This window comes from Mesorhizobium sp. WSM4904 (assembly GCF_029674545.1).
GTDB lineage: Bacteria > Pseudomonadota > Alphaproteobacteria > Rhizobiales > Rhizobiaceae > Mesorhizobium.
On the sequence record NZ_CP121354.1, the window covers coordinates 1 to 21,329 of the forward strand.

Annotated in this window: 21 protein-coding genes; 12 read left to right on the forward strand and 9 right to left on the reverse strand. The window is 64.2% G+C overall.

Going from position 1 to position 21,329, the window contains the following annotated elements:
* The 3 genes from dnaA (at position 1) to recF (ending at position 3,975) form a co-directional block, all read left to right on the forward strand.
* Positions 1-1,473, forward strand: coding sequence for a chromosomal replication initiator protein DnaA (dnaA, locus tag QAZ47_RS00005; protein ID WP_278204918.1), 1,473 nt, complete (start codon positions 1-3; stop codon positions 1,471-1,473).
* A gap of 175 nt (positions 1,474-1,648) precedes the next feature.
* Positions 1,649-2,767: a DNA polymerase III subunit beta gene (gene dnaN, locus QAZ47_RS00010; protein WP_278076118.1), complete on the forward strand. Its 1,119-nt coding sequence runs from the start codon at positions 1,649-1,651 to the stop codon at positions 2,765-2,767.
* Positions 2,768-2,835: 68 nt separating this feature from the next.
* Positions 2,836-3,975 carry a DNA replication/repair protein RecF gene (recF, locus tag QAZ47_RS00015; protein ID WP_278232054.1) on the forward strand — a complete coding sequence of 380 codons (1,140 nt, stop codon included), beginning with the start codon at positions 2,836-2,838 and terminating at the stop codon, positions 3,973-3,975.
* A 159-nt stretch (positions 3,976-4,134) separates the two neighbouring features.
* Here the strand turns inward: recF and QAZ47_RS00020 are convergent, their stop codons facing one another.
* Positions 4,135-5,331 carry an IS256 family transposase gene (locus QAZ47_RS00020; RefSeq protein WP_278203348.1) on the reverse strand — a complete coding sequence of 399 codons (1,197 nt, stop codon included), beginning with the start codon at positions 5,329-5,331 and terminating at the stop codon, positions 4,135-4,137.
* A 267-nt stretch (positions 5,332-5,598) separates the two neighbouring features.
* Between QAZ47_RS00020 and QAZ47_RS00025 the strand changes: the two genes are divergently transcribed.
* From QAZ47_RS00025 to QAZ47_RS00040, 4 genes are read left to right on the forward strand one after another with little or no spacing between them, the layout of a single operon-like run.
* On the forward strand, positions 5,599-6,354 hold the full coding sequence (locus QAZ47_RS00025; protein ID WP_278232055.1) for a molybdopterin-synthase adenylyltransferase MoeB: 756 nt from the start codon (positions 5,599-5,601) through the stop codon (positions 6,352-6,354).
* Between the two features lie 4 nt (positions 6,355-6,358).
* Positions 6,359-6,847 (forward strand): GNAT family N-acetyltransferase, encoded by a 489-nt coding sequence (locus QAZ47_RS00030; RefSeq protein ID WP_278232056.1) that lies wholly within the window; start codon positions 6,359-6,361, stop codon positions 6,845-6,847.
* Positions 6,844-8,097 carry an aconitase X catalytic domain-containing protein gene (locus QAZ47_RS00035; protein WP_278232057.1) on the forward strand — a complete coding sequence of 418 codons (1,254 nt, stop codon included), beginning with the start codon at positions 6,844-6,846 and terminating at the stop codon, positions 8,095-8,097. Before QAZ47_RS00030 ends, QAZ47_RS00035 begins: the two co-directional genes overlap by 4 nt.
* Positions 8,094-8,507 carry a DUF126 domain-containing protein gene (locus QAZ47_RS00040; RefSeq protein WP_278232058.1) on the forward strand — a complete coding sequence of 138 codons (414 nt, stop codon included), beginning with the start codon at positions 8,094-8,096 and terminating at the stop codon, positions 8,505-8,507. The genes QAZ47_RS00035 and QAZ47_RS00040 overlap by 4 nt, the downstream gene beginning before the upstream one ends.
* A gap of 15 nt (positions 8,508-8,522) precedes the next feature.
* Here the strand turns inward: QAZ47_RS00040 and QAZ47_RS00045 are convergent, their stop codons facing one another.
* Positions 8,523-9,524, reverse strand: a complete 1,002-nt coding sequence (locus QAZ47_RS00045; protein ID WP_278076112.1) for a D-glycerate dehydrogenase — start codon at positions 9,522-9,524, stop codon at positions 8,523-8,525.
* A gap of 169 nt (positions 9,525-9,693) precedes the next feature.
* Between QAZ47_RS00045 and QAZ47_RS00050 the strand changes: the two genes are divergently transcribed.
* Positions 9,694-10,251 carry an SH3 domain-containing protein gene (locus tag QAZ47_RS00050; protein ID WP_278076111.1) on the forward strand — a complete coding sequence of 186 codons (558 nt, stop codon included), beginning with the start codon at positions 9,694-9,696 and terminating at the stop codon, positions 10,249-10,251.
* Positions 10,252-10,452: 201 nt separating this feature from the next.
* Here QAZ47_RS00050 and QAZ47_RS00055 read toward each other — a convergent pair whose 3' ends face one another.
* The gene (locus QAZ47_RS00055; RefSeq protein ID WP_278204924.1) at positions 10,453-10,812 is read right to left on the reverse strand and encodes a DUF4260 domain-containing protein; all 360 of its coding nucleotides are present in this window, start codon (positions 10,810-10,812) and stop codon (positions 10,453-10,455) included.
* Between the two features lie 9 nt (positions 10,813-10,821).
* The gene (irrA, locus tag QAZ47_RS00060) at positions 10,822-11,253 is read right to left on the reverse strand and encodes an iron response transcriptional regulator IrrA (RefSeq protein WP_278076108.1); all 432 of its coding nucleotides are present in this window, start codon (positions 11,251-11,253) and stop codon (positions 10,822-10,824) included.
* A 247-nt stretch (positions 11,254-11,500) separates the two neighbouring features.
* On the opposite strand from irrA, the gene fabA reads away from it, so the two are divergent.
* From fabA to QAZ47_RS00080, 4 genes are all read left to right on the forward strand, one after another.
* Positions 11,501-12,016 (forward strand): 3-hydroxyacyl-[acyl-carrier-protein] dehydratase FabA, encoded by a 516-nt coding sequence (gene fabA / locus QAZ47_RS00065; protein ID WP_278232059.1) that lies wholly within the window; start codon positions 11,501-11,503, stop codon positions 12,014-12,016.
* Positions 12,017-12,143: 127 nt separating this feature from the next.
* Positions 12,144-13,364, forward strand: coding sequence for a beta-ketoacyl-ACP synthase I (gene fabB / locus QAZ47_RS00070; RefSeq protein WP_278204925.1), 1,221 nt, complete (start codon positions 12,144-12,146; stop codon positions 13,362-13,364).
* Positions 13,365-13,376: 12 nt separating this feature from the next.
* Positions 13,377-14,189, forward strand: a complete 813-nt coding sequence (gene fabI / locus QAZ47_RS00075) for an enoyl-ACP reductase FabI (protein WP_278232060.1) — start codon at positions 13,377-13,379, stop codon at positions 14,187-14,189.
* Positions 14,190-14,287: 98 nt separating this feature from the next.
* Positions 14,288-15,841, forward strand: a complete 1,554-nt coding sequence (locus tag QAZ47_RS00080; RefSeq protein WP_278232061.1) for a bifunctional diguanylate cyclase/phosphodiesterase — start codon at positions 14,288-14,290, stop codon at positions 15,839-15,841.
* Positions 15,842-15,897: 56 nt separating this feature from the next.
* Here the strand turns inward: QAZ47_RS00080 and QAZ47_RS00085 are convergent, their stop codons facing one another.
* The 5 genes from QAZ47_RS00085 to corA form a co-directional block, all read right to left on the reverse strand.
* Positions 15,898-16,113 (reverse strand): hypothetical protein, encoded by a 216-nt coding sequence (locus QAZ47_RS00085; protein ID WP_278232062.1) that lies wholly within the window; start codon positions 16,111-16,113, stop codon positions 15,898-15,900.
* Positions 16,114-16,130: 17 nt separating this feature from the next.
* A complete protein-coding gene (locus tag QAZ47_RS00090; RefSeq protein ID WP_278232063.1) occupies positions 16,131-17,138 on the reverse strand; it encodes a class I SAM-dependent methyltransferase in 1,008 nt (335 codons plus the stop codon).
* A 72-nt stretch (positions 17,139-17,210) separates the two neighbouring features.
* Positions 17,211-19,361: a polyribonucleotide nucleotidyltransferase gene (pnp, locus tag QAZ47_RS00095; protein WP_278232064.1), complete on the reverse strand. Its 2,151-nt coding sequence runs from the start codon at positions 19,359-19,361 to the stop codon at positions 17,211-17,213.
* A gap of 374 nt (positions 19,362-19,735) precedes the next feature.
* Positions 19,736-20,047, reverse strand: coding sequence for a 30S ribosomal protein S15 (gene rpsO / locus QAZ47_RS00100; RefSeq protein WP_347405196.1), 312 nt, complete (start codon positions 20,045-20,047; stop codon positions 19,736-19,738).
* A 148-nt stretch (positions 20,048-20,195) separates the two neighbouring features.
* Positions 20,196-21,290, reverse strand: coding sequence for a magnesium/cobalt transporter CorA (corA, locus tag QAZ47_RS00105; protein ID WP_278232065.1), 1,095 nt, complete (start codon positions 21,288-21,290; stop codon positions 20,196-20,198).
* Between the last annotated feature and the right edge of the window lie 39 nt (positions 21,291-21,329).

A 21,329-nucleotide genomic window follows, 5' to 3' on the forward strand; every position in this document is an offset into this window, starting at 1 on the left:
ATGGCGGCATCCAGCGACGCTGAACAGAAGTTCGAGCGGGTCAAGGCCCAGTTGAAGGCGCGTCTGGGAGCCGAGGTCTATTCGAGCTGGTTTGGCCGCATGAAGGTTGCCGAGGCGTCGCGCGGCATCGTCCGTATCTCCGTGCCCACGGCCTTCCTGCGGTCGTGGATCAACGGCCACTATCTCGACCTCATCGCCGAACTCTGGAGACATGAGGATTCCGACGTTCTCAAGATCGAAATCGTCGTGCGGACCGCCACGCGGCAGGGCCGCAACAATGTCGAGCCGGAGATCGCGCCGGCGCGCAAGATGACCAAGCAGACGCAGACGGCGCTCGCCGCCGGCACCGCGAGCGCCGGCCGGGTGGAACGGGCGCCGGCGCCTCGCCAAGGCGTGCCGGCGGAGACCGAGTTCCGCCACAACGTGCTGGGGTCGCCGCTCGACCCGCGCTACACTTTCGCTTCCTTCATCGAAGGGCCCTCGAACCGGGTGGCGTTCGCGGCGGCCAAGGCGGTGGCGGAATCGCAGTCGAGCGCGGTGCGCTTCAACCCGCTCTTCCTTCATGCGACCGTCGGATTGGGCAAGACGCATCTGTTGCAGGCGATCGCGGCGGAATCGCTGCGCCACAACCCGAAATCGCGCGTGGTCTATCTGACGGCGGAATATTTCATGTGGCGCTTCGCCACCGCGATCCGCGACAACAATGCACTCACCCTCAAGGAGCAACTGCGCGATATCGATCTTCTGATCATCGACGACATGCAGTTCCTGCAGGGCAAGTCGATCCAGCATGAATTCTGCCATCTCATCAACATGCTGCTCGACAGCGCCAAGCAGGTGGTGGTCGCCGCCGACCGGCCGCCGTCGGAACTGGAATCGCTGGAGCCGCGCGTGCGGTCGCGCCTCAATGGCGGCGTGGCGCTCGAAATGTCGGCGCCGGATTTCGCCATGCGCCTCGGCATGCTGAAGCTGCGCCTTGCCACGGCCAAGATCGACGATGCCTCGCTCGACATCTCGGACGAGATTCTCGATCACGTCGCCCGTACGGTGACCGGCAGCGGACGCGAACTCGAAGGCGCCTTCAACCAACTTCTCTTCCGCCAGTCCTTCGAGCCGCAGATCACCCTCGACCGCATCGACGAGATCCTCGGCCACATCTACCGTTCGGGCGAGCCGAAGCGGGTGCGCATCGAGGACATCCAGCGCATCGTGGCGCGCCACTACAACGTGTCGAAGACGGAGCTGCTCTCCAACCGGCGCACGCGTACCATCGTCAAGCCGCGGCAGGTGGCGATGTATCTGTCGAAGGTGATGACGCCGCGCTCGCTGCCGGAGATCGGACGGCGTTTCGGCGGCCGCGACCACACGACGGTGCTGCATGCCGTGCGCAAGATCGAGGACCTTTCCGGTGCCGACAACACGCTGGCGCAGGAGCTCGAACTGCTCAGAAGGCTGATCAACGAGCAGGCCTGAGCGCTTCACCGGCTTTATCCCCAGAAAGCCCGCGCAACCGGCCGGGACCGGTGCCGCGGGCTTGCGTTTGCAGGGTTTTTACTGTCAGCTTACATAGATTCTGAGCTTTTCGGAGCTTTCGCGGGACGCCGCTCCCTGGTGACCCGCTCATTCATTGAAGCGAGCCTGTTTCGTCATGCGTGTTATCCTGGAACGGTCCAACCTCCTGAAGTCCCTCAACCACGTTCATCGCGTGGTGGAGCGGCGCAACACCATACCGATCCTGTCGAATGTGCTGCTCAGCGCCGAAGGCGCCAGCCTCGAAATGAAAGCGACCGACCTCGACCTCGAAGTGACGGAAGCCACGCCCGCCAAGGTCGAGCGCGGCGGCGCGACGACGGTCCCGGCGCACCTGCTCTACGACATCGTGCGCAAGCTCGCCGACGGCGCCGAGGTGATGCTGAAGACCGACGAGGACGGCAATGCCATGACGGTGACGTCGGGTCGGTCCAGCTTCCGCCTGCAGTGCCTGCCGCAGTCGGACTTCCCCGAGCTTTCGGCCGGTTCCTTCTCGCACATCTTCCGGCTCGATTCGGTGGCGCTCAAGGGCCTGATCGAGAAGACCCAGTTCGCCATTTCGACCGAAGAGACGCGCTACTATCTCAACGGCATCTTCCTGCACACGCATGAAGCGGGCGGCAAGCTGAAGCTGCGCTCGGTCGCGACCGACGGGCACCGCCTGGCGCGCGCCGAGATCGACGCGCCGGCAGGCTCCGAAGGCATGCCCGGCATAATCATCCCGCGCAAGACTGTGAGCGAGCTGCAGAAGCTGGTCGACGATCCGGATGTGGCGGTGACGACGGAGCTGTCGGATACCAAGATCCGCTTCACCATCGGCAGCGTCATCCTGACCTCGAAGCTGATCGACGGCACCTTCCCCGACTATCAGCGCGTCATCCCGACCGGCAACGACAAGAAGCTGATCATCGACCGTCAGAGCTTCGCCGCCGCCGTCGACCGCGTCTCGACCATTTCGTCCGAGCGCGGCCGCGCGGTGAAAATGTCGATCAACGACGGCCAGCTCACGCTCGCCGTCAACAATCCGGATTCGGGCAGCGCCACCGAGGAGCTGGCGGCCGATTATTCGTCGGATCCGATCGAGATCGGCTTCAACGCCAAGTACCTGCTCGATGTCGCGGCCCAGCTCACCGGCTCGGAAGCGAAATTCATGCTGGCGGATGCCGGCTCGCCGACGCTGATCCACGACATGGCGGACGAGACCGCGCTCTACGTGCTGATGCCGATGCGGGTGTAGCCGCATCCGGTGTCGCGCCGGCTGGCGATGGAGCGATGATTGCGGCGGCTTGCACGGGCGGATAGCGGTTGCCGGAACAGACCCATATAAGTAAGCTTACGCTTACCAATTTTCGCAACTACGCGGGACTTTCGCTCGAGCTCGGCCCCGGCGCCGTGGTGCTGTCGGGCGACAACGGCGCCGGCAAAACCAATCTGCTCGAAGCCATCTCGCTGCTGACGCCGGGACGCGGGCTCCGCCGTGCGCCCTATGCCGACGTGGCGCGCGAAGGCGGCGATGGCGGCTTTGCCTTGCATGCCCGGGTCGAGGGACCGGAGGGCCAAGTCGAAATCGGCACCGGCATTTCCGGCGGCGACGGCGCTGGAGAAGGCGGCAGACGCGTTCGCATCAACGGCGCGCCGGCAAAGTCGGCGGAGGATATGCTGGAATGGCTGAGGGTCATCTGGCTGACACCGGCGATGGACGGCTTGTTTCCAGGGCCGGCCGCCGATCGTCGCCGCTTTCTCGACCGGCTTGTGCTGGCGATCGACCCCAGCCACGGCCAGCGGGCGCTGGATTATGAAAAGGCGATGCGCGGCCGTAACCGTTTGCTTACGGAGGGTTCCCGCGACAGCGGTTGGTTCGACGCGATCGAGACGCAGATGGCCGAAACCGGGGTGGCGATCGCGGCGGCGCGGGCGGAACTGGTGCGGCTGCTTGCCGCCATGATCGAAAAGCTGCCCGGCAGCGGCCCATTTCCGCAGGCCGACATAAGCCTCTCCGGCGACTTGGAGACCGAAATCGCCGTCGCGCCGGCGGTCGACGTCGAGGAGCGGTTCCGGGCGATGCTCGCCAATGGCCGCGAGCGCGACCGCGCCGCCGGCCGCACGCTCGACGGACCGCATCGCTCGGACCTCGTGGTCCGGCACAGGCCGAAGTCGATGCCGGCCGAATTGTGCTCGACCGGCGAGCAGAAGGCGCTGCTGGTCGGCATCGTGCTGTCACACGCAAGGCTGACCGGCGAGATGTCGGGACTGACGCCGATTCTGCTGCTCGACGAGATCGCCGCGCATCTCGACGGCGGGCGGCGCGCTGCGCTGTTTTCCATCCTCGAGGAGTTGAACTGCCAGGCCTTCATGACCGGCACCGACGCGGCGCTGTTTTCCAGCCTCGCCGGGCGGGCGCAATTCCTGACGGTCGATCACGGCAGCGTCGGACCGACCGGCTGACCTTGAAGAACCCAACGGGCGTCGGCGCCGGCCCTTCGAGACAACGCTTCGCCTTGCCCGTATCTGCCCTGCGGGACAAGGCTTCGCCTTGCCCGTATCTGCCCCGCGGGACAGGTTGTGTGCGTCAAGTTCTGCAAAAAGGGGCGGCCATGAGGCTGGTCATGCGGCTTGGCGCAGAGCGAGCTTCTTATGCTCGCGCAGGTCGTCCATGTTGATGTAGCGGTTGGCCTCCATCCAGTTTTCGTTGGTTTCGACGGCCAGCGCCCTGACCAGGCGCAGGCAGCTTTCGGCGTTGGGAAAGATGCGCACGACATAGGTGCGGCGCCTGATCTCTTCGTTGAGGCGTTCCAGCATGTTGGTCGACTTCAGGTGCTTGTGGTGCTGGCGCGGCAGGCGAAAGAAGGTCAGCGTGCGCTCGATGGTCTCCTCCACCCACGTCGTCAGCCGCGGATAGCGGCCCGACCATTTGGCCAGCCACGCGGCGAGATCGGCCTTGGCCTCGGCGAGATCGCGCCGGTCGTAGAGCCATCTGAGCTCCTGCAGGCAGTCGTCGCCGTGCTTGCGCGGCAGGTGATCGAGCGCGTTCCTGAGGAAGTGCACGTAGCAGCGTTGCCAGGCCGCTTCCGGAATCACCTCGCCGATCGCCGCGACCAGACCGGCATGGTCGTCGGAGACAACCAACTCGACGCCCCTAAGACCGCGCGCCTTGAGCGCCACGAGGAAGTCCTTCCAGGCCGAGCGGCTCTCGCGATTGGCCATCTCCACGGCCAGGATCTGGCGCCGCCCGTCCCAGTCGATGCCGACCGCGATCAGCACCGCCTGGCTCATGACGATGCCGGCCTCGCGCACCTTCTCGTAGCGGGCATCGAGCACGAGGTAAGCAAAGGGCTCTTGAAGCGGGCGCTCGGCAAAGGCCTTCAGGCTTTCGTCCAGCCGTTTGTTGATGGCCGAGATCGACGAGGCCGAGAAGGCATGCCCGCACAGCTCCTCGGTGATCGCCTTGACCTTGCGGGTCGACACGCCTTGCACGTACATCTCGGCAAGCGTCGCCACCAAGGCCCGCTCGGAGCGCTGGTAGCGCTCGAACAGCTCGGTGGAGAAGCGCCCCTGCCGGTCCTGCGGAACCCGCAGCTCCAGCTTGCCGACACGGGTGACAAGCGTGCGGCCGTAATACCCAGAGCGATAGCCGAGCCGCTCCGGTGTCCGTTCGCTCTTCGAAGCGCCCAGCGCCTCGTCCATCTCGGCCTCGAGGACCTCCTGCATCACTGCGCGGATCACTTCGTGCAGCCCATCCGGGTTCGAAAGCAGAATGTCTTTGACGGCAGCTATGGCGGATTTATCTTCGATCTTGGTCATGGTGGCGTTCCTTCGCGGGAATCAGGTGACGTGAACAATCACCAGCCTGCCATGACCGCCCTCTCTCAGCGAATTTGCAGAACTCTCAGCACACTACCGCGGGACAAGGCTTCGCCTTGCCCGTATCTGCCCCGCGGGACAAGGCTTCGCCTTGCCCGTATCTGCCCCGCGGGACAAGGCTTCGCCTTGCCCGTATCTTGCCCTGCGGGACAAGGCTTCGCCTTGCCCGTACATGACAAGGCGTTGCACCAGCTATAAGGTCCGGCCATGACCAATGCCGCCCTGACCGACGAAGAACTCGAACGCTACGCCCGCCACATCGTGCTGCCCGAAATCGGCGGCGCCGGCCAGCAGAAGCTGAAGCGGGCGCGAGTGCTGGTGATCGGCGCCGGCGGACTGGGGGCGCCTGTGCTCGAATATCTTGCCGCAGCCGGCGTCGGCACGCTTGGCATCGTCGACGACGACACGGTCTCGCTTTCCAACCTGCAGCGGCAGGTGATCCATGATACCGACACGGTCGGCATGGCGAAGACCGACAGCGCCTCGGCCGCGATCATGCGCATCAACCCCAATGTCGCGGTGGAACCGCATCGCCTCAGGCTGACGGCTGAAAACGCCCCTGCCCTCGTCGCGCGCTACGATGTCGTTGTCGACGGTTCCGACAATTTCGAGACGCGCTATGCGCTGGCCGATGCGTGCGCCCTGGAAAAGAAACCTCTGGTCACCGCCGCCGTCGGCCGCTTCGACGGCTCGGTGACGGTGCTGAAGCCGTACGAAACGGGCGCCGACGGCAAGCGCAATCCAAGTTACCGGGACCTTTTCCCCGAAGCGCCACCCGAAGGGCTGGTGCCATCCTGCGCCGTTGCCGGCATCGTCGGCGCGCTGACGGGCGTCGTGGGTACCCTGGAGGCGATGGAAGCGATAAAGCTGATCGCCGGGATCGGCGAACCATTGGTCGGCCGGCTGCTGCTTTACGACGGCCTCACCGCCCGCTTCGACACAGTCCGCTACAAGGCGGCCTGAACCGATGGACCAGCCCGCCGCTCTCCTCGTCACCGAGCTTCCGCCGGATTTCGCGCGGTGGGACGAGTTGCTGGCGCTGATCCTGCGCGCCTTCGCCTATATGGACGGCGTGATCGACCCGCCATCCTCGGCGCATCTGCTGACCCCGGAAGGCCTCAGGCGCAAGGCGGGGCAGGAGACGGCGTTCCTGGCCGTGGAGAACGGCCAGATCGTCGGTTGCGTGTTCGCGCTGGAGCGGGCGAAGGATTTCTATGTCGGCAAGCTTGCCGTCGAGCCCAGCCTTCAGGGGCGGGGCATAGGCGGACGGCTGATGCAGGCCGTGGAGGATCTTGCCCGCCGGCACGGCAAATACGTCATCGAGCTGCAGACCCGCATCGAGCTCATCGCAAACCACGCGGCATTCGCCCGGCTCGGCTTTCGCGAGACCGGGCGCACGGCGCATGCGGGATACGACAGGCCGACCTCGATCACCATGCGCAAGGTGCTGTCTTGAGCCTCGCTCTCAGCCCCGAGGAACAGGCAATAGCCGCCGGCAAGGACGGCGCGGGGACGGCGATGCGCATCGTCGCCGAGAGCGCGCGGCTGCTCGGGGCGCAGCGGCTGATCCCAATCGCTTCGGCGCATATCGACGGGGCGCTCTATCACGGCGATTCCGGCACGCTGTTCGCCGAGCGGCTGGTCGAAGGCGGCGCCAGGGTCGCGGTGCGCTCGACGCTCAATGTCGGAGCGCTCGACCTGATGGGCTGCTCGCGCATTCGCCTGGAGGAGCCGCAGCGCGGCATGGCGCGACGGATGATGGACGCCTATCGCAAGCTCGGCTGCGAGCAGAGCTGGACCTGCGCGCCCTATCAGGCCGGACACAGACCGGCGCAAGGCAGCGATGTCGCATGGGGCGAGTCCAATGCGGTGGTGTTTTGCAACTCGGTGCTGGGCGCCCGCACGAACCGCTACGGCGACTTCCTCGACATAGCCTGCGCCATCACCGGCCGGGCGCCGGACTATGGCCTGCACTGGCCGGAGAACCGCAGGGCGCGGCTGGTGTTCGACGTCTCCGGCCTTTCCCCTTCCTTCCTCGCTTCCGAGATCGCCTGGCCGGTGCTGGGCAGCCTCTACGGCCGCGAGGTCGGCAATGCGATCGGCGTCGTCGCCGGTATCGCCAATCACCCCGGCGAGGACGCGCTGAAAGCCTTCGGCGCCGCGGCCGCATCATCCGGCGCGGTCGGGTTGTTCCACATTGCAGGCGTCACGCCCGAGGCGCCTGATGTCGGAGCCATTCTGGCCGAACCGAAGCCGGACGCGATTATCCGCGTCACGTCCGAGATGGTGGCGAAGGCGCGCGCCGACCTGTCGACTGCCGCGGCAGCCAGGACGATCGACGCGGTCGCGATCGGCAGCCCGCACCTGTCCGATGCCGAGTTCGCCATGCTGGAGCGGCTGATCGCTGGAAGACGGCTCGCCGTGCCGATCTACGCCTGCACCGGCCGGCATGTTCTCGCCTCGCTGGAACAGGGCGGGCGACGGAAGCGGCTCGAAGCAAGCGGGGTCGTCATCGTCGCCGACACTTGCGTGGTGGTGACGCCGATCATGCCGGAGCTGGCCGGCGGCGTGCTGATGACCAATTCGGGCAAGTTCGCGCACTACGCTCCGGGCAACACCGGCTATGCGGCGCTCTATGCCTCGCTCGCCGATTGCGTCGAAAGCGCGGTTCTCGGCATGCCGCGCTTCACGGATATCGCCGCATGAGCGCCGCCGCCGAAATCCTGGTGCCGGGCAAGGCCGGCGAAGGCGAAGCGCTGGTGCTGACGGCGCCGATCAGCTTCTGGGGCGGTGTCGACCCGAAGACCGGCCGCATCACCGATGTCCGCCACCCGCAGCATGGCGAGGTGATTTCCGGCCGCGTGCTGTTCCTACCGGGCACGATCGGCTCGTCATCCGCTTCGGCGGTGCTGATGGAACTGGTCCACAATGGCCGCGCGCCGGCGGCCCTGGTGCTGCACGAGCCCGACGCCATTCTTCTGCTCGGCCTGATCGTCGCCCGGGAAATGGGCTGGGCGACGCCGATGGCGGTGCGGCTCGGACGTGGTGTGTTCGACACCTATCGCGGAGCCATGGTGAAAGTCGCCGGAGACGGCGCCGTTACCGTCGCCGCCTGATCAGCCGCGATGCTTTCAGGTCCTCAGCGGCAGCACGCGGTCCGGTGGGCGGTGGCCGTCGAAGAAGGCGCGGATGTTGATGATCACCTTCTCGCCCATGTCTATGCGGCCTTCGAGCGTGGCCGAGCCCATATGCGGCAGAAGAACGACCTTGCCCCTGGTGGCAAGTTTCAGGAGCTTGCTGTTCAGCGCCGGCTCATGCTCGTAGACGTCGAGGCCGGCGCCAGCGATCTTGCCGTCCTGGATCAGCTTGACCAGCGACTCTTCGTCGATGATATCGCCGCGCGCAGTGTTGACGATGTAGGCCGAGGGCTGCATCAGCGCCAGGCGCCGGGCGGACAAGAGATGGAAAGTCGCCGGCGTCGACGGGCAGTTGACCGAGATGATGTCCATGCGGGCGAGCATCTGGTCGAGGCTTTCCCAATACGTCGCTTCCAGCTCTTCCTCGACCGCAGGCAGCACGCGGTGACGATTGTGGTAGTGGATGGACAGGCCGAAGGCCTTGGCGCGCCTAGCTACCGCCGTGCCGATGCGGCCCATGCCGACGATGCCGAGGCGTTTGCCCCAGATGCGGCGGCCGAGCATCCAGGTCGGCGACCAGCCGGCCCATTTCTTCTCGCCGGTGAGCACATTGGCGCCTTCGGCCAGTCGCCGCGGCACGGCAAGCATCAGCGCCATGGTCATGTCGGCGGTGTCTTCGGTAAGCACATTCGGCGTGTTGGTGACGGTGATGCCTTTCTTGGCCGCCGCAGCGACATCGATCTTGTCGACGCCGTTGCCGAAATTGGCGATCAGCTTGAGGTTCTCGCCGGCCTGGGCGATCAACGCGGCATCGATATGGTCGGTGATGGTCGGGACCAGCACGTCGGCTTCCTTCACCGCCGCGACCAGTTCCGGCTGGGTCATCGGCCGGTCCTCGACATTGAGGCGCGCGTCGAACAGCTCGCGCATGCGGGTTTCGACCGGATCGGGCAGCTTGCGCGTGATGACGACGAGGGGCCGTTTTTTGCCTGCCATTGTATCCCCGAAGCTTCCTCGAAACCGATCTCGTTGAGACCTCTTTAACCAAGACCGGCGAAACTTGTAGCCGATCGCGGTATCAGCCCACTCCTGTAACAAGCGGTGCCGCCGAAGACAAAGAAAAAGGGGCGCTCATCCCGACGGACGGGCGCCGAAAGGAATGAAAGTGTCTGGTTTCGCGTCGCTTCGCCTGGCTTTCAGCGCAGCCGTTCTCGGCGCCCTGCTTGGTGCTCCGCAGGCATCCGCGCAGAGCGCGGCGGCACCGGCGCAAACGGTGACGCTCGGGCCAAGCGGACTGCCGCTGCCGCGCTTCGTCAGCCTCAAGCCAGCTCGCGTCAACTCGCGCGTCGGCCCCGGTGCCAACTATTCCGTCAACTGGATGTACATGAAGGCCGGGCTGCCGATGGAAGTCATCCAGGAATTCGACACCTGGCGCCGCGTGCGCGATGCCGACGGCTCGGAGGGCTGGATCAACCAGTCGCTGCTTTCCGGCCGCCGCACGGCGATCGTCGCGCCGTGGCAGCGCGGCAAGGGCGGGCGAATCAATCTGCTCGACGATCCCAACAAGGACGCCAACGTCATCGCCATCATCGAGCCGGGGGTGATAGGCTCGATCAAGAAATGCGACGGTCAATGGTGCGAAATGACCTTTGACGGCCATACCGGCTGGATGGCCCAGTCGCAGGTCTGGGGCGCCTATCCGGGCGAGAAGTTCAAGAACTGACTATTTTGTCTCGACCATGATCTTGTCCGAACCGTAGGTCAGCGCAGCAAAAACCGATTTCCACTTTTCCTGATGCGGTCCTTCGGTTCGGGATCATGGTCTAGATCAGGATGACGTTTCGTTGAGTCGCCATCCTGATCTAACTCTTTGTTGGAGCATGGTCTTCTCCGAAAACCGGTTCCCACTTTTCGGGACCATGGTCTAGCGCCCGATGCGGCCGAGATGCGTGTCCTGAAAGCCGGTGGACAGTTTCAGGCCGTAGCCCAGGGCACGGTCGATGGCGATGTGGGCGATCCAGATGAGCGCTACCGCAGTTGCGATGGGACCGGCAAACAGCACGCCCGCAAGCACCAGCACGAGCGGAGCTATCAGGATGTGCAGGGCGTTATAGGCGACGGCGCCGACCCGCGGCCCGGCGAGATAGCCCAGCATCGACAGGTCCGGCGCCAGGATGAGCAGCGCAAACAGCCACCAGGACACGCCCGTCATTGCGTAGACGACGATTGCCGCCACTGCGGCCGCGACCCATTCCAGGCGGATCGCGAGATCGACGGGCCGCATCGCCAGGGATCAATCAACGCGCTTTGGGCGCAGCCTCACGACTATGTCGACATTGGCGATCTCCATGCCTTCCGGAGGCTCCGGCAGGTTGGATACGCTCACCGGGCCGCTGGCGATGTCGAAGATCCGGTTCTCGCCTTCGACATAGAAGTGATGGTGATCCGAGGTGTTGGTGTCGAAATAGGTTTTGGACCCCTCGACCGCGAGGATGCGCAACAGCCCGGCCTCGGTGAACTGGTGCAGCGCATTGTAGACGGTCGCCAGCGAAACCGGCACGCCGGCGGCGATCGCCTCTTCATGCAGTTCCTCGGCCGAGAGATGACGGTCGCCCTTGGCGAAAAGCAGATCGGCCAGCGCAATGCGCTGGCGCGTCGGCCTCAGGCCGGCTTCGCGAACCCGCTTGTCCACAGCGACACTTTCCTTCCGGCAGTCCGAATCCATCTATCCCGTCGAAGCTCGTGGCTCAGCCCCATAGACAGGCCCAGAATGGCAAAAAGACGTCATCGCCAAAAACTGGACACCTCCCGACATATATTCTGTCGTCCAAATGCGATCAATAGCGCGCATTGACCCAGGCAGGCGCACGGGTTAAGCGCAAACGCCGGTTTCCGGCCACAAACAGAGTGTGTTAGGAAACCAACGACCGAGGGCGCCCTGCCGCCCGGAACGAAAACGGGGACGGAAGTTTATGGCGGGTCAAAAGTCCAGCTACGATTACGAGGAACTGCTTGCCTGCGCCCGCGGCGAGCTGTTCGGACCGGGAAACGCCCAGCTGCCCTACCCGCCGATGCTGATGTTCGACCGGATCACCGAGATCAGCAAGACCGGCGGCGCCTTCGACAAGGGTTTCATCCGCGCCGAATTCGACATCAAGCCGGATCTTTGGTTTTTCGCCTGCCATTTCATCGGCAATCCGATCATGCCGGGCTGCCTCGGCCTCGACGCCATGTGGCAATTGACCGGCTTCTATCTCGGCTGGCTCGGCGAGCCCGGCAAGGGCATGGCGCTGTCGACCGGCGAGGTGAAGTTCAAGGGCATGGTGACGCCGTCGGTCAAGAAGGTCGAATATGGCGTCGACTTCAAGCGCGTGATGCGCGGCCGCCTCGTGCTCGGCATCGCCGATGGCTGGCTCAAGGCGGATGGCGAACCCATATACGCGGCAACGGATCTGAAGGTCGGCCTGTCCAAGCAGTCGGCCGCTTGATCGCCATCGCCACGGAGCCTCGCGCGTCCGCCGGATGCGCAAGGACACCGCGGCAGTTTATTTTGCGTATGATCAAAGGCGAAAACCGGCTAGGTTTTTCGCCAAAATACGCCGGAAGGAGTTGCGAATGAGACGTGTCGTAGTGACAGGCCTCGGCATTGTGTCGTCGATCGGCAACAATGCCAATGAGGTGCAGGCCTCGCTTTACGATGCCAAGTCCGGCATCAGCTTTTCCAATTCTTTCGCAGAGCATGGCTTCCGCTGCCAGGTGTGGGGCGCGCCGACGCTCGACCCCTCGGCAATGATCGACCGCCGCGCCATGCGTTTCCTGAGCCAAGGTGCAGCCTGGAACCATGTCGCCATGGATCAGGCGATCGCGGACGCCGGGCTCGGCGAAAGCGACATCACCAACGAGCGGACCGGCATCGTCATGGGCTCGGGTGGACCGTCGACCAGGACCATCGTGGAAGCCGCCGAAACCACGCTCAAGAACGGCAGCCCGAAGCGCATCGGCCCGTTCGCGGTGCCGAAGGCGATGTCGTCGACCGCTTCGGCCACTCTTGCCACCTGGTTCAAGATCCATGGCGTCAACTACTCGATCTCTTCGGCCTGCTCGACCTCGGCGCACTGCATCGGCAATGCGTATGAGCTGATCCAGTGGGGCAAGCAGGACATGATGTTCGCCGGCGGCCACGAGGATCTCGACTGGACGATGTCGGACCTGTTCGACGCCATGGGCGCCATGTCGTCGAAATTCAACGACAAGGCATCGACCGCTTCCCGCGCGTATGACGTCAACCGCGACGGCTTCGTCATCGCCGGCGGCGCGGGCGTGCTGGTGCTGGAAGAGCTGGAGCACGCCAAGGCGCGCGGCGCCAAGATCTATGCCGAGGTGGTCGGCTACGGCGCGACTTCCGACGGCTACGACATGGTTGCTCCTTCGGGAGAAGGTGCGGTGCGCTGCATGCGGCAGGCGCTTGCCACGATCACGACGCCGGTCGACTACATCAACACGCACGGCACCTCGACGCCGGTCGGCGATTCCAAGGAAATGGGCGCCATCCGCGAGGTGTTCGGCGACAAGATGCCTTACATCACCTCGACCAAGTCCCTCACCGGCCATTCGCTCGGTGCCGCCGGTGTCCAGGAATCGATCTACTCGATCCTGATGTTGCAGGGCGGCTTCATCGGCGAGAGCGCCCATATCGAGGAGCTCGATCCGGAATTCGAGGGCATGCCGATCGTGCGCAAGCGCATCGACAACGCCAAGATCGACACCGTTTTGTCCAACTCCTTCGGCTTCGGTGGCACCAACGCAACGCTGATTTTCCAGCGCTATTCCGCATAAGGATTGCCTGACATGGACGGGCTGATGAAGGGCAAGCGCGGGCTTGTCATGGGTGTCGCCAACGATCATTCGATCGCCTGGGGCATCGCCAGGAAATTGTCCGAGCACGGAGCGGAGCTTGCCTTCACCTACCAGGGCGATGCCTTCGGGCGGCGGGTCAAGCCGCTTGCCGAAAAGCTCGGCGCTCCGCTGGTCGTGCCTTGCGACGTCGAGGACAGCGCCTCCGTCACCGCCACCTTCGAGACGCTTCGCGAGGCCTGGGGCGGGCTGGATTTCGTCGTCCACGCCATCGGCTTCTCCGACAAGAACGAACTCAAGGGCCTCTACGCCGACACCAGCCGCGACAACTTCGTCCGCACCATGGTGATCTCGTGCTATTCCTTCACCGAGATCGCCCGCAATGCCGCCGCCCTGATGGCGAACGGCGGCTCGATGATCACGCTGACCTATGCCGGGTCGGTGCGGGTCATGCCCAACTACAACGTCATGGGCGTCGCCAAGGCCGGCCTCGAGGCAAGCGTGCGCTATCTCGCCAACGACTACGGCCCGCGCGGCATCCGCGTGAACGGCATCTCGGCGGGACCGGTGCGGACGCTCGCCGGTTCCGGCGTGTCCGACGCGCGCCATATGTTCTCCTATCAGCAGCGCAATTCGCCGCTACGCCGCACGGTGACCATCGACGAGGTCGGCGGCTCGGCGCTCTACCTGCTGTCGGATCTGTCTTCGGGCGTCACCGGCGAAATCCACTATGTCGATTCCGGCTACCACATCGTGTCCATGCCGGCGCTCGCGGAACTGAAGCAGAACGACGGCGGCCGCGAATAATTCGCTAGCGCAAAAACTTCCAGTAAAATTGGATGCATTGGCGGAAACCCATTTTAAGGAGGTATCCGCTAAAAGGCCCTGCAGTTCAGGGACCTTGCATGTCTACAGTCAGCAACCCGAAGCGAACACCGCTGTTCCGGCTTATCACCATCGCCAGCTCGGGCATGGGCAGTTTCATCCTCGGGCTCTGGGGACTGCGTTTCGGTTTCGGCGACGGCCTGGCCGGCATGACGGCGGAGACGATGGCGGGTATCATCGCCGCGCTGTGCGCCCTTTCCGCCGGTGGCGCCGCCCTGTCCTTCTTCGCGGGCGTCGATGAATCGGCCGACTACGTCTTCAAGGAAACGCATTTCGACAAGATGACCGGCCTGCTGTCGCGCCCGGCCATCGTCGGCAAGGTCGCCGCGGCCGCGTCGGAAACGATCGAGACCGGCGAACCGGTCTACCTGATCGATATCGACATCGACCGCTTCAAGCAGATCAACGATGCCATCGGCTACAGCCATGGCGACGAGCTGATCCGCGCCTTCACCAAAAGACTGAAGGAGAGCATGCCGGAGGATGCCGTACTCGGGCGGCTCGGCGCCGGCGAATTCGCCGTGCTCTTGCCAGACCGCGAAATCCGTGGATCTCTCGAACGGTTCCTCGAAAAGCTCATCAACCAGATGATGGAGCCCTACCAGCTCCAGACACACCTGCAGTCCGTCAGCATGTCCATCGGTATCGTGGCGATGCCGAAGGACGGTGTCGACCCGGTTCTCATCCTTCGCCGCTCGAACCTGGCGCTGCAGAATGCGCGCGCAAGCGGCGTCGGCAACTGGTCGGTCTTCCACGCCGATATGGGACGGGTGGCGGACCACCGGCAATGGATCGAATCCGAGCTGAAGACCGCCTTCGACCGCGGCGACTTCAGCCTCCACTACCAGCCGCAATTCGACATGCCGACCGGCCGCGTGGTCGGTTACGAGGCGCTGATACGCTGGAAGCACCCGGAACGCGGCATGATCCCGCCGATGGAGTTCATTCCGATCGCCGAGGAGACCGGCATGATCAATCCGATCGGCGAATGGGTGCTGCGCAAGGCCTGCAGCGACGCTCAATATCTGCCGGAGGATTGCTTCGTCGCTGTCAACATCTCGCCGGTCCAGTTCATGACCAAGGACTTTGTCGGCATCGTGCGCGAGACCATGGCATCGACCGGCATCAAGCCGTCGCGGCTCGAGCTCGAAGTCACCGAGACGGCGATGATGCAGGACCGCGACCGTGCGGCCGTCATCCTGCAGCAGCTCGCCGACATGGGTATCTCGGTGGCCGTCGACGATTTCGGCACCGGTTATTCCAATCTGAGCTACCTGATCGACTTCTCGTTCGGCAAGCTCAAGATCGACCGCTCCTTCGTCAGCCGCATCGACACCGATTCCAGTTCGGGTGCGGTCGTGTCGACCATCGTCGGACTGTCGCGGGCGCTCGGCGTCGGCATCATCGCCGAAGGCGTCGAGACCGAGAACCAGGCAACGCTGCTGAGGGCCGCCGGCTGCGAGGTGGTGCAGGGCTATCTGTACGGCCGGCCGGCGCCGCTCAAGATCGAGCTCGGCCAGGCACGGCCCGTCTTTAGCACGCGCGAGCCGGCACGCATTGTCAGCCTGCAGTAGCGCGCGCATCGCGTTGGAGCCGTCCACCGCTTCACGGAAACGCTGAACCGCTCCAACTATTTGTTTTTAAGCAATTCCGGACGGAAAACCGCGCACTTTTCCTGGAATTGCTCTGTTTTCTTTGTCGCAATTCCGGGCGGAAAACCGCCGCGCACTTTTCCTGGATTTGCTCTGTTTTCTTTGTCGCAATTCCGAACGGAAAACCGCTGCGCACTTTTCCTGGATTTGCTCTGTTTCTTTGCCGCAATTCCGAACGGAAAACCGCTGCGCACTTTTCCTGGAATTGCTCTTACCGTCGCGCTGAAAACACCTTGAACATGCCATCGCTCGCGACCTCGGCGTGGCTGGAGAAGGTGGCCGCCAGCACCTGCTCGTAAGGAAGCTGGCGATTGGCGACCATGAACAGGCGTCCACCTGGTTTCAGCGCCTTCGACGCCGCACGGATCATGCCGGCGCCGATGCCCGGCTCCGCCGCCCGGCCGGTGTGGAAAGGCGGGTTCATGACGATCGCGTCATAGCGTCGTTCGACCGTTTCGGTCAGCAGATCGGTCCAGAAGAAGCGCGGCTCGACGGCACCGCGGACATTGAGCCTGGCCGCTTCCAGGGCTTCGAAATCCGCTTCGTAGAGATCGAGAGCGGAGAGTCCCGTCGAGCGTTCCGCCACTTTCGCCGCCAGGTAGCCCCAGCCGGCGCAGAAATCGGCGGCGTTGCCCGCAAGACCCTGCGGCAGGCTATCCAGCAGAAGCTTCGACCCCGCGTCGACGCGATCGAAGGAGAACATGCCCGGAGCGGTGCGAAAACGGCCTTCCACAACCAGATCGGGGTTGGAGACACGAAGCGCCTCGGCCGCCTCCGCGCCGGCCCGGCGGAACCAGAAGGCGACGCCGTGATGTTTCGGCAGGTGCGCTGCGAGCGGGACCAGGCCATCGATGCGTTTGCGCAGGCTGTCGACGCCGTCCTCCTTGCCGCCCGCGACGACGATCAGCCCGCCCGGCGACACGCGCTCGATCGCCTCGGCGATGCGCAGCTCGTTCTGGCCGCGATGCCGGCCGCAGAGCACCAGGGCGGCGTCGAAGGCAGAACCTTCCGCCCGCGGCGTGACCGTGTAGCCTGACGCCTGCAGGGCGCGGAAATGCGGCCGGAAGCCTTGCACGAGATGCAGCGCCGCATCGAAGCCGTCGGGCAGCCGGAAGCCCGGCTCCGCGCCCAGGAACAGGACGCGGGCCTGTTTCTGCGGCAGAGGCAGCGCCTCGGCCTCGAAGGGATGAAACAGGGTCTTCAGCGGCTCGGCGGCCATCGCCTTCAAACTCTCAAACAAAAACGGGCGCGACCTCGCGGCGCGCCCGTCCTGATTGTCAGGTCCAGCCGATCAGGCGGCGTCTTCCTCGCCTTCCGGCTTCTTCTTCTCCTGAACGATTTCCTTGCCGGTCGCCTGGTCGACGACCTTCATCGACAGGCGGACCTTGCCGCGCTCGTCGAAGCCCATCAGCTTGACCCAAACCTTGTCGCCTTCCTTGACGACGTCGGAGGTCTTGGCGACGCGCTCATTGGCGAGCTGCGAGATGTGGACGAGGCCGTCGCGCGGGCCGAAGAAGTTGACGAAGGCGCCGAAGTCGGCCGTCTTGACGACCGTGCCTTCGTAGATCTCGCCGACTTCCGGCTCGGCAACGATGGTGTGGATCCACTTGCGCGCCGCCTCGATCTCCTTGGCGTTCGCCGAAGCGATCTTGACCGTGCCGTCGTCCTCGATGTTGATCTTGGCGCCGGTCTTCTCGACGATCTCGCGGATCACCTTGCCGCCCGAGCCGATGACGTCGCGGATCTTGTCGGTCGGGATGTGCATGACCTCGATGCGCGGCGCGAACTCGCCTAGCTCGGCGCGCGAAGAAGAGATCGCATGCGCCATCTCGCCGAGGATGTGCAGGCGGCCGTCCTTGGCCTGGCCGAGCGCGATGCCCATGATCTCCTCGGTGATGCCATCGATCTTGATGTCCATCTGCAGCGAGGTGACGCCATTGGCGGTGCCGGCGACCTTGAAGTCCATGTCGCCGAGGTGGTCCTCGTCGCCGAGGATGTCGGAGAGCACCGCGAAGCGCTCGCCTTCCTTGATCAGGCCCATGGCGATGCCGGCGACGGGCTTGGCGATCGGCACGCCGGCATCCATCAGCGCCAGCGAGGTGCCGCAGACGGTCGCCATCGAGGACGAGCCGTTGGACTCGGTGATCTCGGAGACGACGCGCAGCGTGTAGGGGAACTGGTCGGCGGAGGGCAACATCGGGCGGATGGCGCGCCACGCCAGCTTGCCGTGGCCGATCTCGCGACGGCCCGGCGAGCCCATGCGGCCGGTTTCACCGACCGAATAGGGCGGGAAGTTGTAGTGGAGGAGGAACTTCTCCTTGTACATGCCGGTGAGCGAGTCGACATACTGCTCGTCCTCGCCGGTGCCGAGCGTGGCCACGACCAGCGCCTGGGTCTCGCCGCGGGTGAACAGCGCCGAACCATGGGTACGCGGCAGGACGCCGACCTCGGAGACGATCTTGCGGACGGTCTTCAGGTCACGGCCGTCGATGCGCGAGCCGGTATCGAGGATGTTCCAGCGCACGACCTTGGCCTGGAGCTCCTTGAAGACGGTGCCGATCTGCTCGGAGGCGTACTTGGCCTCCTCGCCCTCAGCCGGAGCGAACGCCGCCTTGACCTTCGCCTTGACGGCGTCGACGGCGGCGTAACGCGACTGCTTGTCGGTGATCTTGTAAGCCTCGCGCAGCTCGTCGCCGACGATCTTCAGCATCTCGGCTTCGAGCTCGGAATAGTCCGGAGCGGTGAAGTCGCGCGGCTCCTTGGCGGCGACCTCGGCCAGCTTGATGATCGCGTCGATCACCGGCTGGAAGCTCTTGTGGCCGAACATGACGGCGCCGAGCATCAGGTCTTCCGAGAGCTCCTTGGCCTCGGATTCGACCATCAGCACGGCGTCGGCCGTGCCGGCGACGACGAGGTCGAGCTTCGATTCCTCCATCTCGTCGATATGCGGGTTGAGCACGTATTCGCCGTTGATATAGCCGACGCGTGCGCCGCCGATCGGGCCCATGAAGGGCACGCCGGAGAGCGTGAGCGCGGCCGAGGTGGCGACGATCGACAGGATGTCCGGATCGTTCTCGAGATCATGCTGGACGACGGTGACGACGATCTGGGTGTCGTTCTTGTAGCCGTCGGCGAAGAGCGGACGGATCGGGCGGTCGATCAGGCGGGAAACCAGCGTTTCCTTCTCGCTCGGACGGCCTTCGCGCTTGAAATAGCCGCCCGGGATCTTGCCGGCGGCATAGGTCTTTTCCTGGTAGTTGACGGTGAGCGGGAAGAAGTCGAGGCCGGGCTTCGGCTCCTTCATCGAAACGACGGTGGCAAGCACCACGGTCTCGCCATAGGTGGCGAGCACCGCGCCGTCAGCCTGGCGGGCGATCTTGCCGGTTTCCAGGATGAGCGGACGGCCGCCCCACTCGATTTCCACTTTGTGCTGATTGAACATATCTTGTCCTTCATATGCGGAAAGGGCCGCGCCGTCTCGACGGTCGCATCCCTTCCCTGGCTTCCTTCGGGCAGCCACGGGCAAGACAACGGGAAGCTCGATAAGTCCGGCCCCATAAGCCGAGCGAGCATCCTGCAATCCTGCCCCATGACCGTCCACGGGCGGTTCCGAATGGCCCTCTGCACTTCCGGAACCGGTCTGGCCGACCGGTCGGCCAGCCTTGCGCATGACGTCGAAAACCCCTGTTTCCGAGACGCGCCACGCGCGAATTTCCCGGAGCGTATTCGCTCCATTTCAGCATCGAAACACCGGACCATCCGATGCGCCAATGCGCGACCGGCGGACCCTCCGGAGAGAGCCCGCCGGTCAATTCGTCAACGACGCAGACCGAGCTTGTCGATCAACGTCTGATAGCGCGCGTCGTCCTTGCGCTTGAGGTAGTCAAGCAGGCTGCGGCGCTGGGAAACGAGAGCAAGCAGGCCACGGCGGGAATGGTTATCCTTCTTGTGGTCCTTGAAGTGCTCCGTCAGGTTCTTGATGCGCTCGGAAAGGATGGCAACCTGGACTTCCGGGGATCCGGTATCGCCCTTCGCGGTCGCGAATTCAGTCATCAGTTCCTTCTTGCGCTCGGCAGTAATCGACATCGTGTTTTTCCTTATCTGTTCGAGGAAACGGGACGCCCACAGCCGGGATGTCGTCCAGCAGGGGCCGGTGCAAGCAACGCGTCAGGGCGCGAAGCTGCGGCGCATATAGTGCAATTCCGGGCAAAACACCAGCCCAATTGTCAAGCCGGCTTGTCGCAGGTTCTTGCCGCAAAAACAGAGGGTTCAGCCGCTACAGCCACTTCTTCCATTTGAAGAAGGCAACGAGCCCGACAGCGACGATCAACATGAACACCAGTGCTGCCGGGTAGCCGTAGTAAGCCTTCAGCTCCGGCATGTTCCAGGGCGAGCTTTCCGGCTCGAAGTTCATGCCCCAGACACCAACGAGGAAAGTGAGCGGCATGAAGATGACCGACACGATCGTCAGATAGGAAATGACATCGTTGGTGCGCGCCTGGGTCAGCGACAGGTGCATCTCGATCTGGCCGGTCAGCATGTCGCGCTGGTTCTCGACCAGCTCGATCAGCCGCAGCGAATGGTCGAGCGTGTCGTTGAAGAAGATCTTGGTCTCGGCCTTCACGAAGGGCACGTCGTTGCGGATCAGCGTCGCCAGCGCATCGCGCATCGGCCACAGCACGCCCTTCAGCACGTTGGCGTCGCGCCGCAACTCATGCAATTGCCGCATCTGGTGCTTGTGCGGCGTGTTCAGCATCTGATCCTCGATGCCGTCGACCAATTCGCTGGCCGTTTCGATCGGCGGGAAATAGCTGTCGACGATGGCATCGATCAGCGCATAGGCAAGGTAGTCGGCGCCACGCGAGCGCAGGCGATTGGGCATGGCCGCCGCGATACGCTTGCGCACGGGGTCGAACGGATCGCCCTCACGTTCCTGGAAGGTGACGACAAAGTTCCTGCCGAAGAACACCGCGATCTGCTCGTAGCGATGGGCGGTGACATCGTCGATCATGCGCATGACGACGAAGGCATGATCCTCGAAGAAATCCACCTTGGGTCGCTGGCCGGTGTTGACGACATCCTCCAGCGCCAGCGGGTGCAGATTGAAAATCCGCCCGATCTCCTCGATCAGCTGGATGTTGGCGAGGCCGGTGCAGTCCAGCCAGACGACCGGCCAGCGGTCGCAATGGGTATTGAGCTCGTCGATGCTGGCATTGTCGATGGTCTTGAATTTCTCGGGCGAGATCAGCGTCAGCCGAAGCTCGCTGCGCCGCGCCGCCGGATCGGCAATGAGCGTGCCCGGCGACGCCCCGACCGGCGGTCGGCGGATGTTCAGCGGCGCCCGTTTCCTGACGGTATCAGCCTTTGCCATGAGCTCCTCGGACGCGAAATCGAAACCGAAACTACTCTA

Bases quoted from the DNA above. Each gene is read 5' to 3' on its own strand.
- dnaA (WP_278204918.1), top strand. From the start codon at position 1: ATGGCGGCATCCAGCGACGCTGAACAGAAGTTCGAGCGGGTCAAGGCC.
- dnaN (WP_278076118.1), top strand. From the start codon at position 1,649: ATGCGTGTTATCCTGGAACGGTCCAACCTCCTGAAGTCCCTCAACCAC.
- QAZ47_RS00020 (WP_278203348.1), bottom strand. From the start codon at position 5,331: ATGACCAAGATCGAAGATAAATCCGCCATAGCTGCCGTCAAAGACATT.
- QAZ47_RS00025 (WP_278232055.1), top strand. From the start codon at position 5,599: ATGACCAATGCCGCCCTGACCGACGAAGAACTCGAACGCTACGCCCGC.
- QAZ47_RS00030 (WP_278232056.1), top strand. From the start codon at position 6,359: ATGGACCAGCCCGCCGCTCTCCTCGTCACCGAGCTTCCGCCGGATTTC.
- QAZ47_RS00040 (WP_278232058.1), top strand. From the start codon at position 8,094: ATGAGCGCCGCCGCCGAAATCCTGGTGCCGGGCAAGGCCGGCGAAGGC.
- QAZ47_RS00045 (WP_278076112.1), bottom strand. From the start codon at position 9,524: ATGGCAGGCAAAAAACGGCCCCTCGTCGTCATCACGCGCAAGCTGCCC.
- QAZ47_RS00055 (WP_278204924.1), bottom strand. From the start codon at position 10,812: ATGCGGCCCGTCGATCTCGCGATCCGCCTGGAATGGGTCGCGGCCGCA.
- irrA (WP_278076108.1), bottom strand. From the start codon at position 11,253: ATGGATTCGGACTGCCGGAAGGAAAGTGTCGCTGTGGACAAGCGGGTT.
- fabA (WP_278232059.1), top strand. From the start codon at position 11,501: ATGGCGGGTCAAAAGTCCAGCTACGATTACGAGGAACTGCTTGCCTGC.
- fabB (WP_278204925.1), top strand. From the start codon at position 12,144: ATGAGACGTGTCGTAGTGACAGGCCTCGGCATTGTGTCGTCGATCGGC.
- fabI (WP_278232060.1), top strand. From the start codon at position 13,377: ATGGACGGGCTGATGAAGGGCAAGCGCGGGCTTGTCATGGGTGTCGCC.
- QAZ47_RS00080 (WP_278232061.1), top strand. From the start codon at position 14,288: ATGTCTACAGTCAGCAACCCGAAGCGAACACCGCTGTTCCGGCTTATC.
- QAZ47_RS00090 (WP_278232063.1), bottom strand. From the start codon at position 17,138: ATGGCCGCCGAGCCGCTGAAGACCCTGTTTCATCCCTTCGAGGCCGAG.
- pnp (WP_278232064.1), bottom strand. From the start codon at position 19,361: ATGTTCAATCAGCACAAAGTGGAAATCGAGTGGGGCGGCCGTCCGCTC.
- corA (WP_278232065.1), bottom strand. From the start codon at position 21,290: ATGGCAAAGGCTGATACCGTCAGGAAACGGGCGCCGCTGAACATCCGC.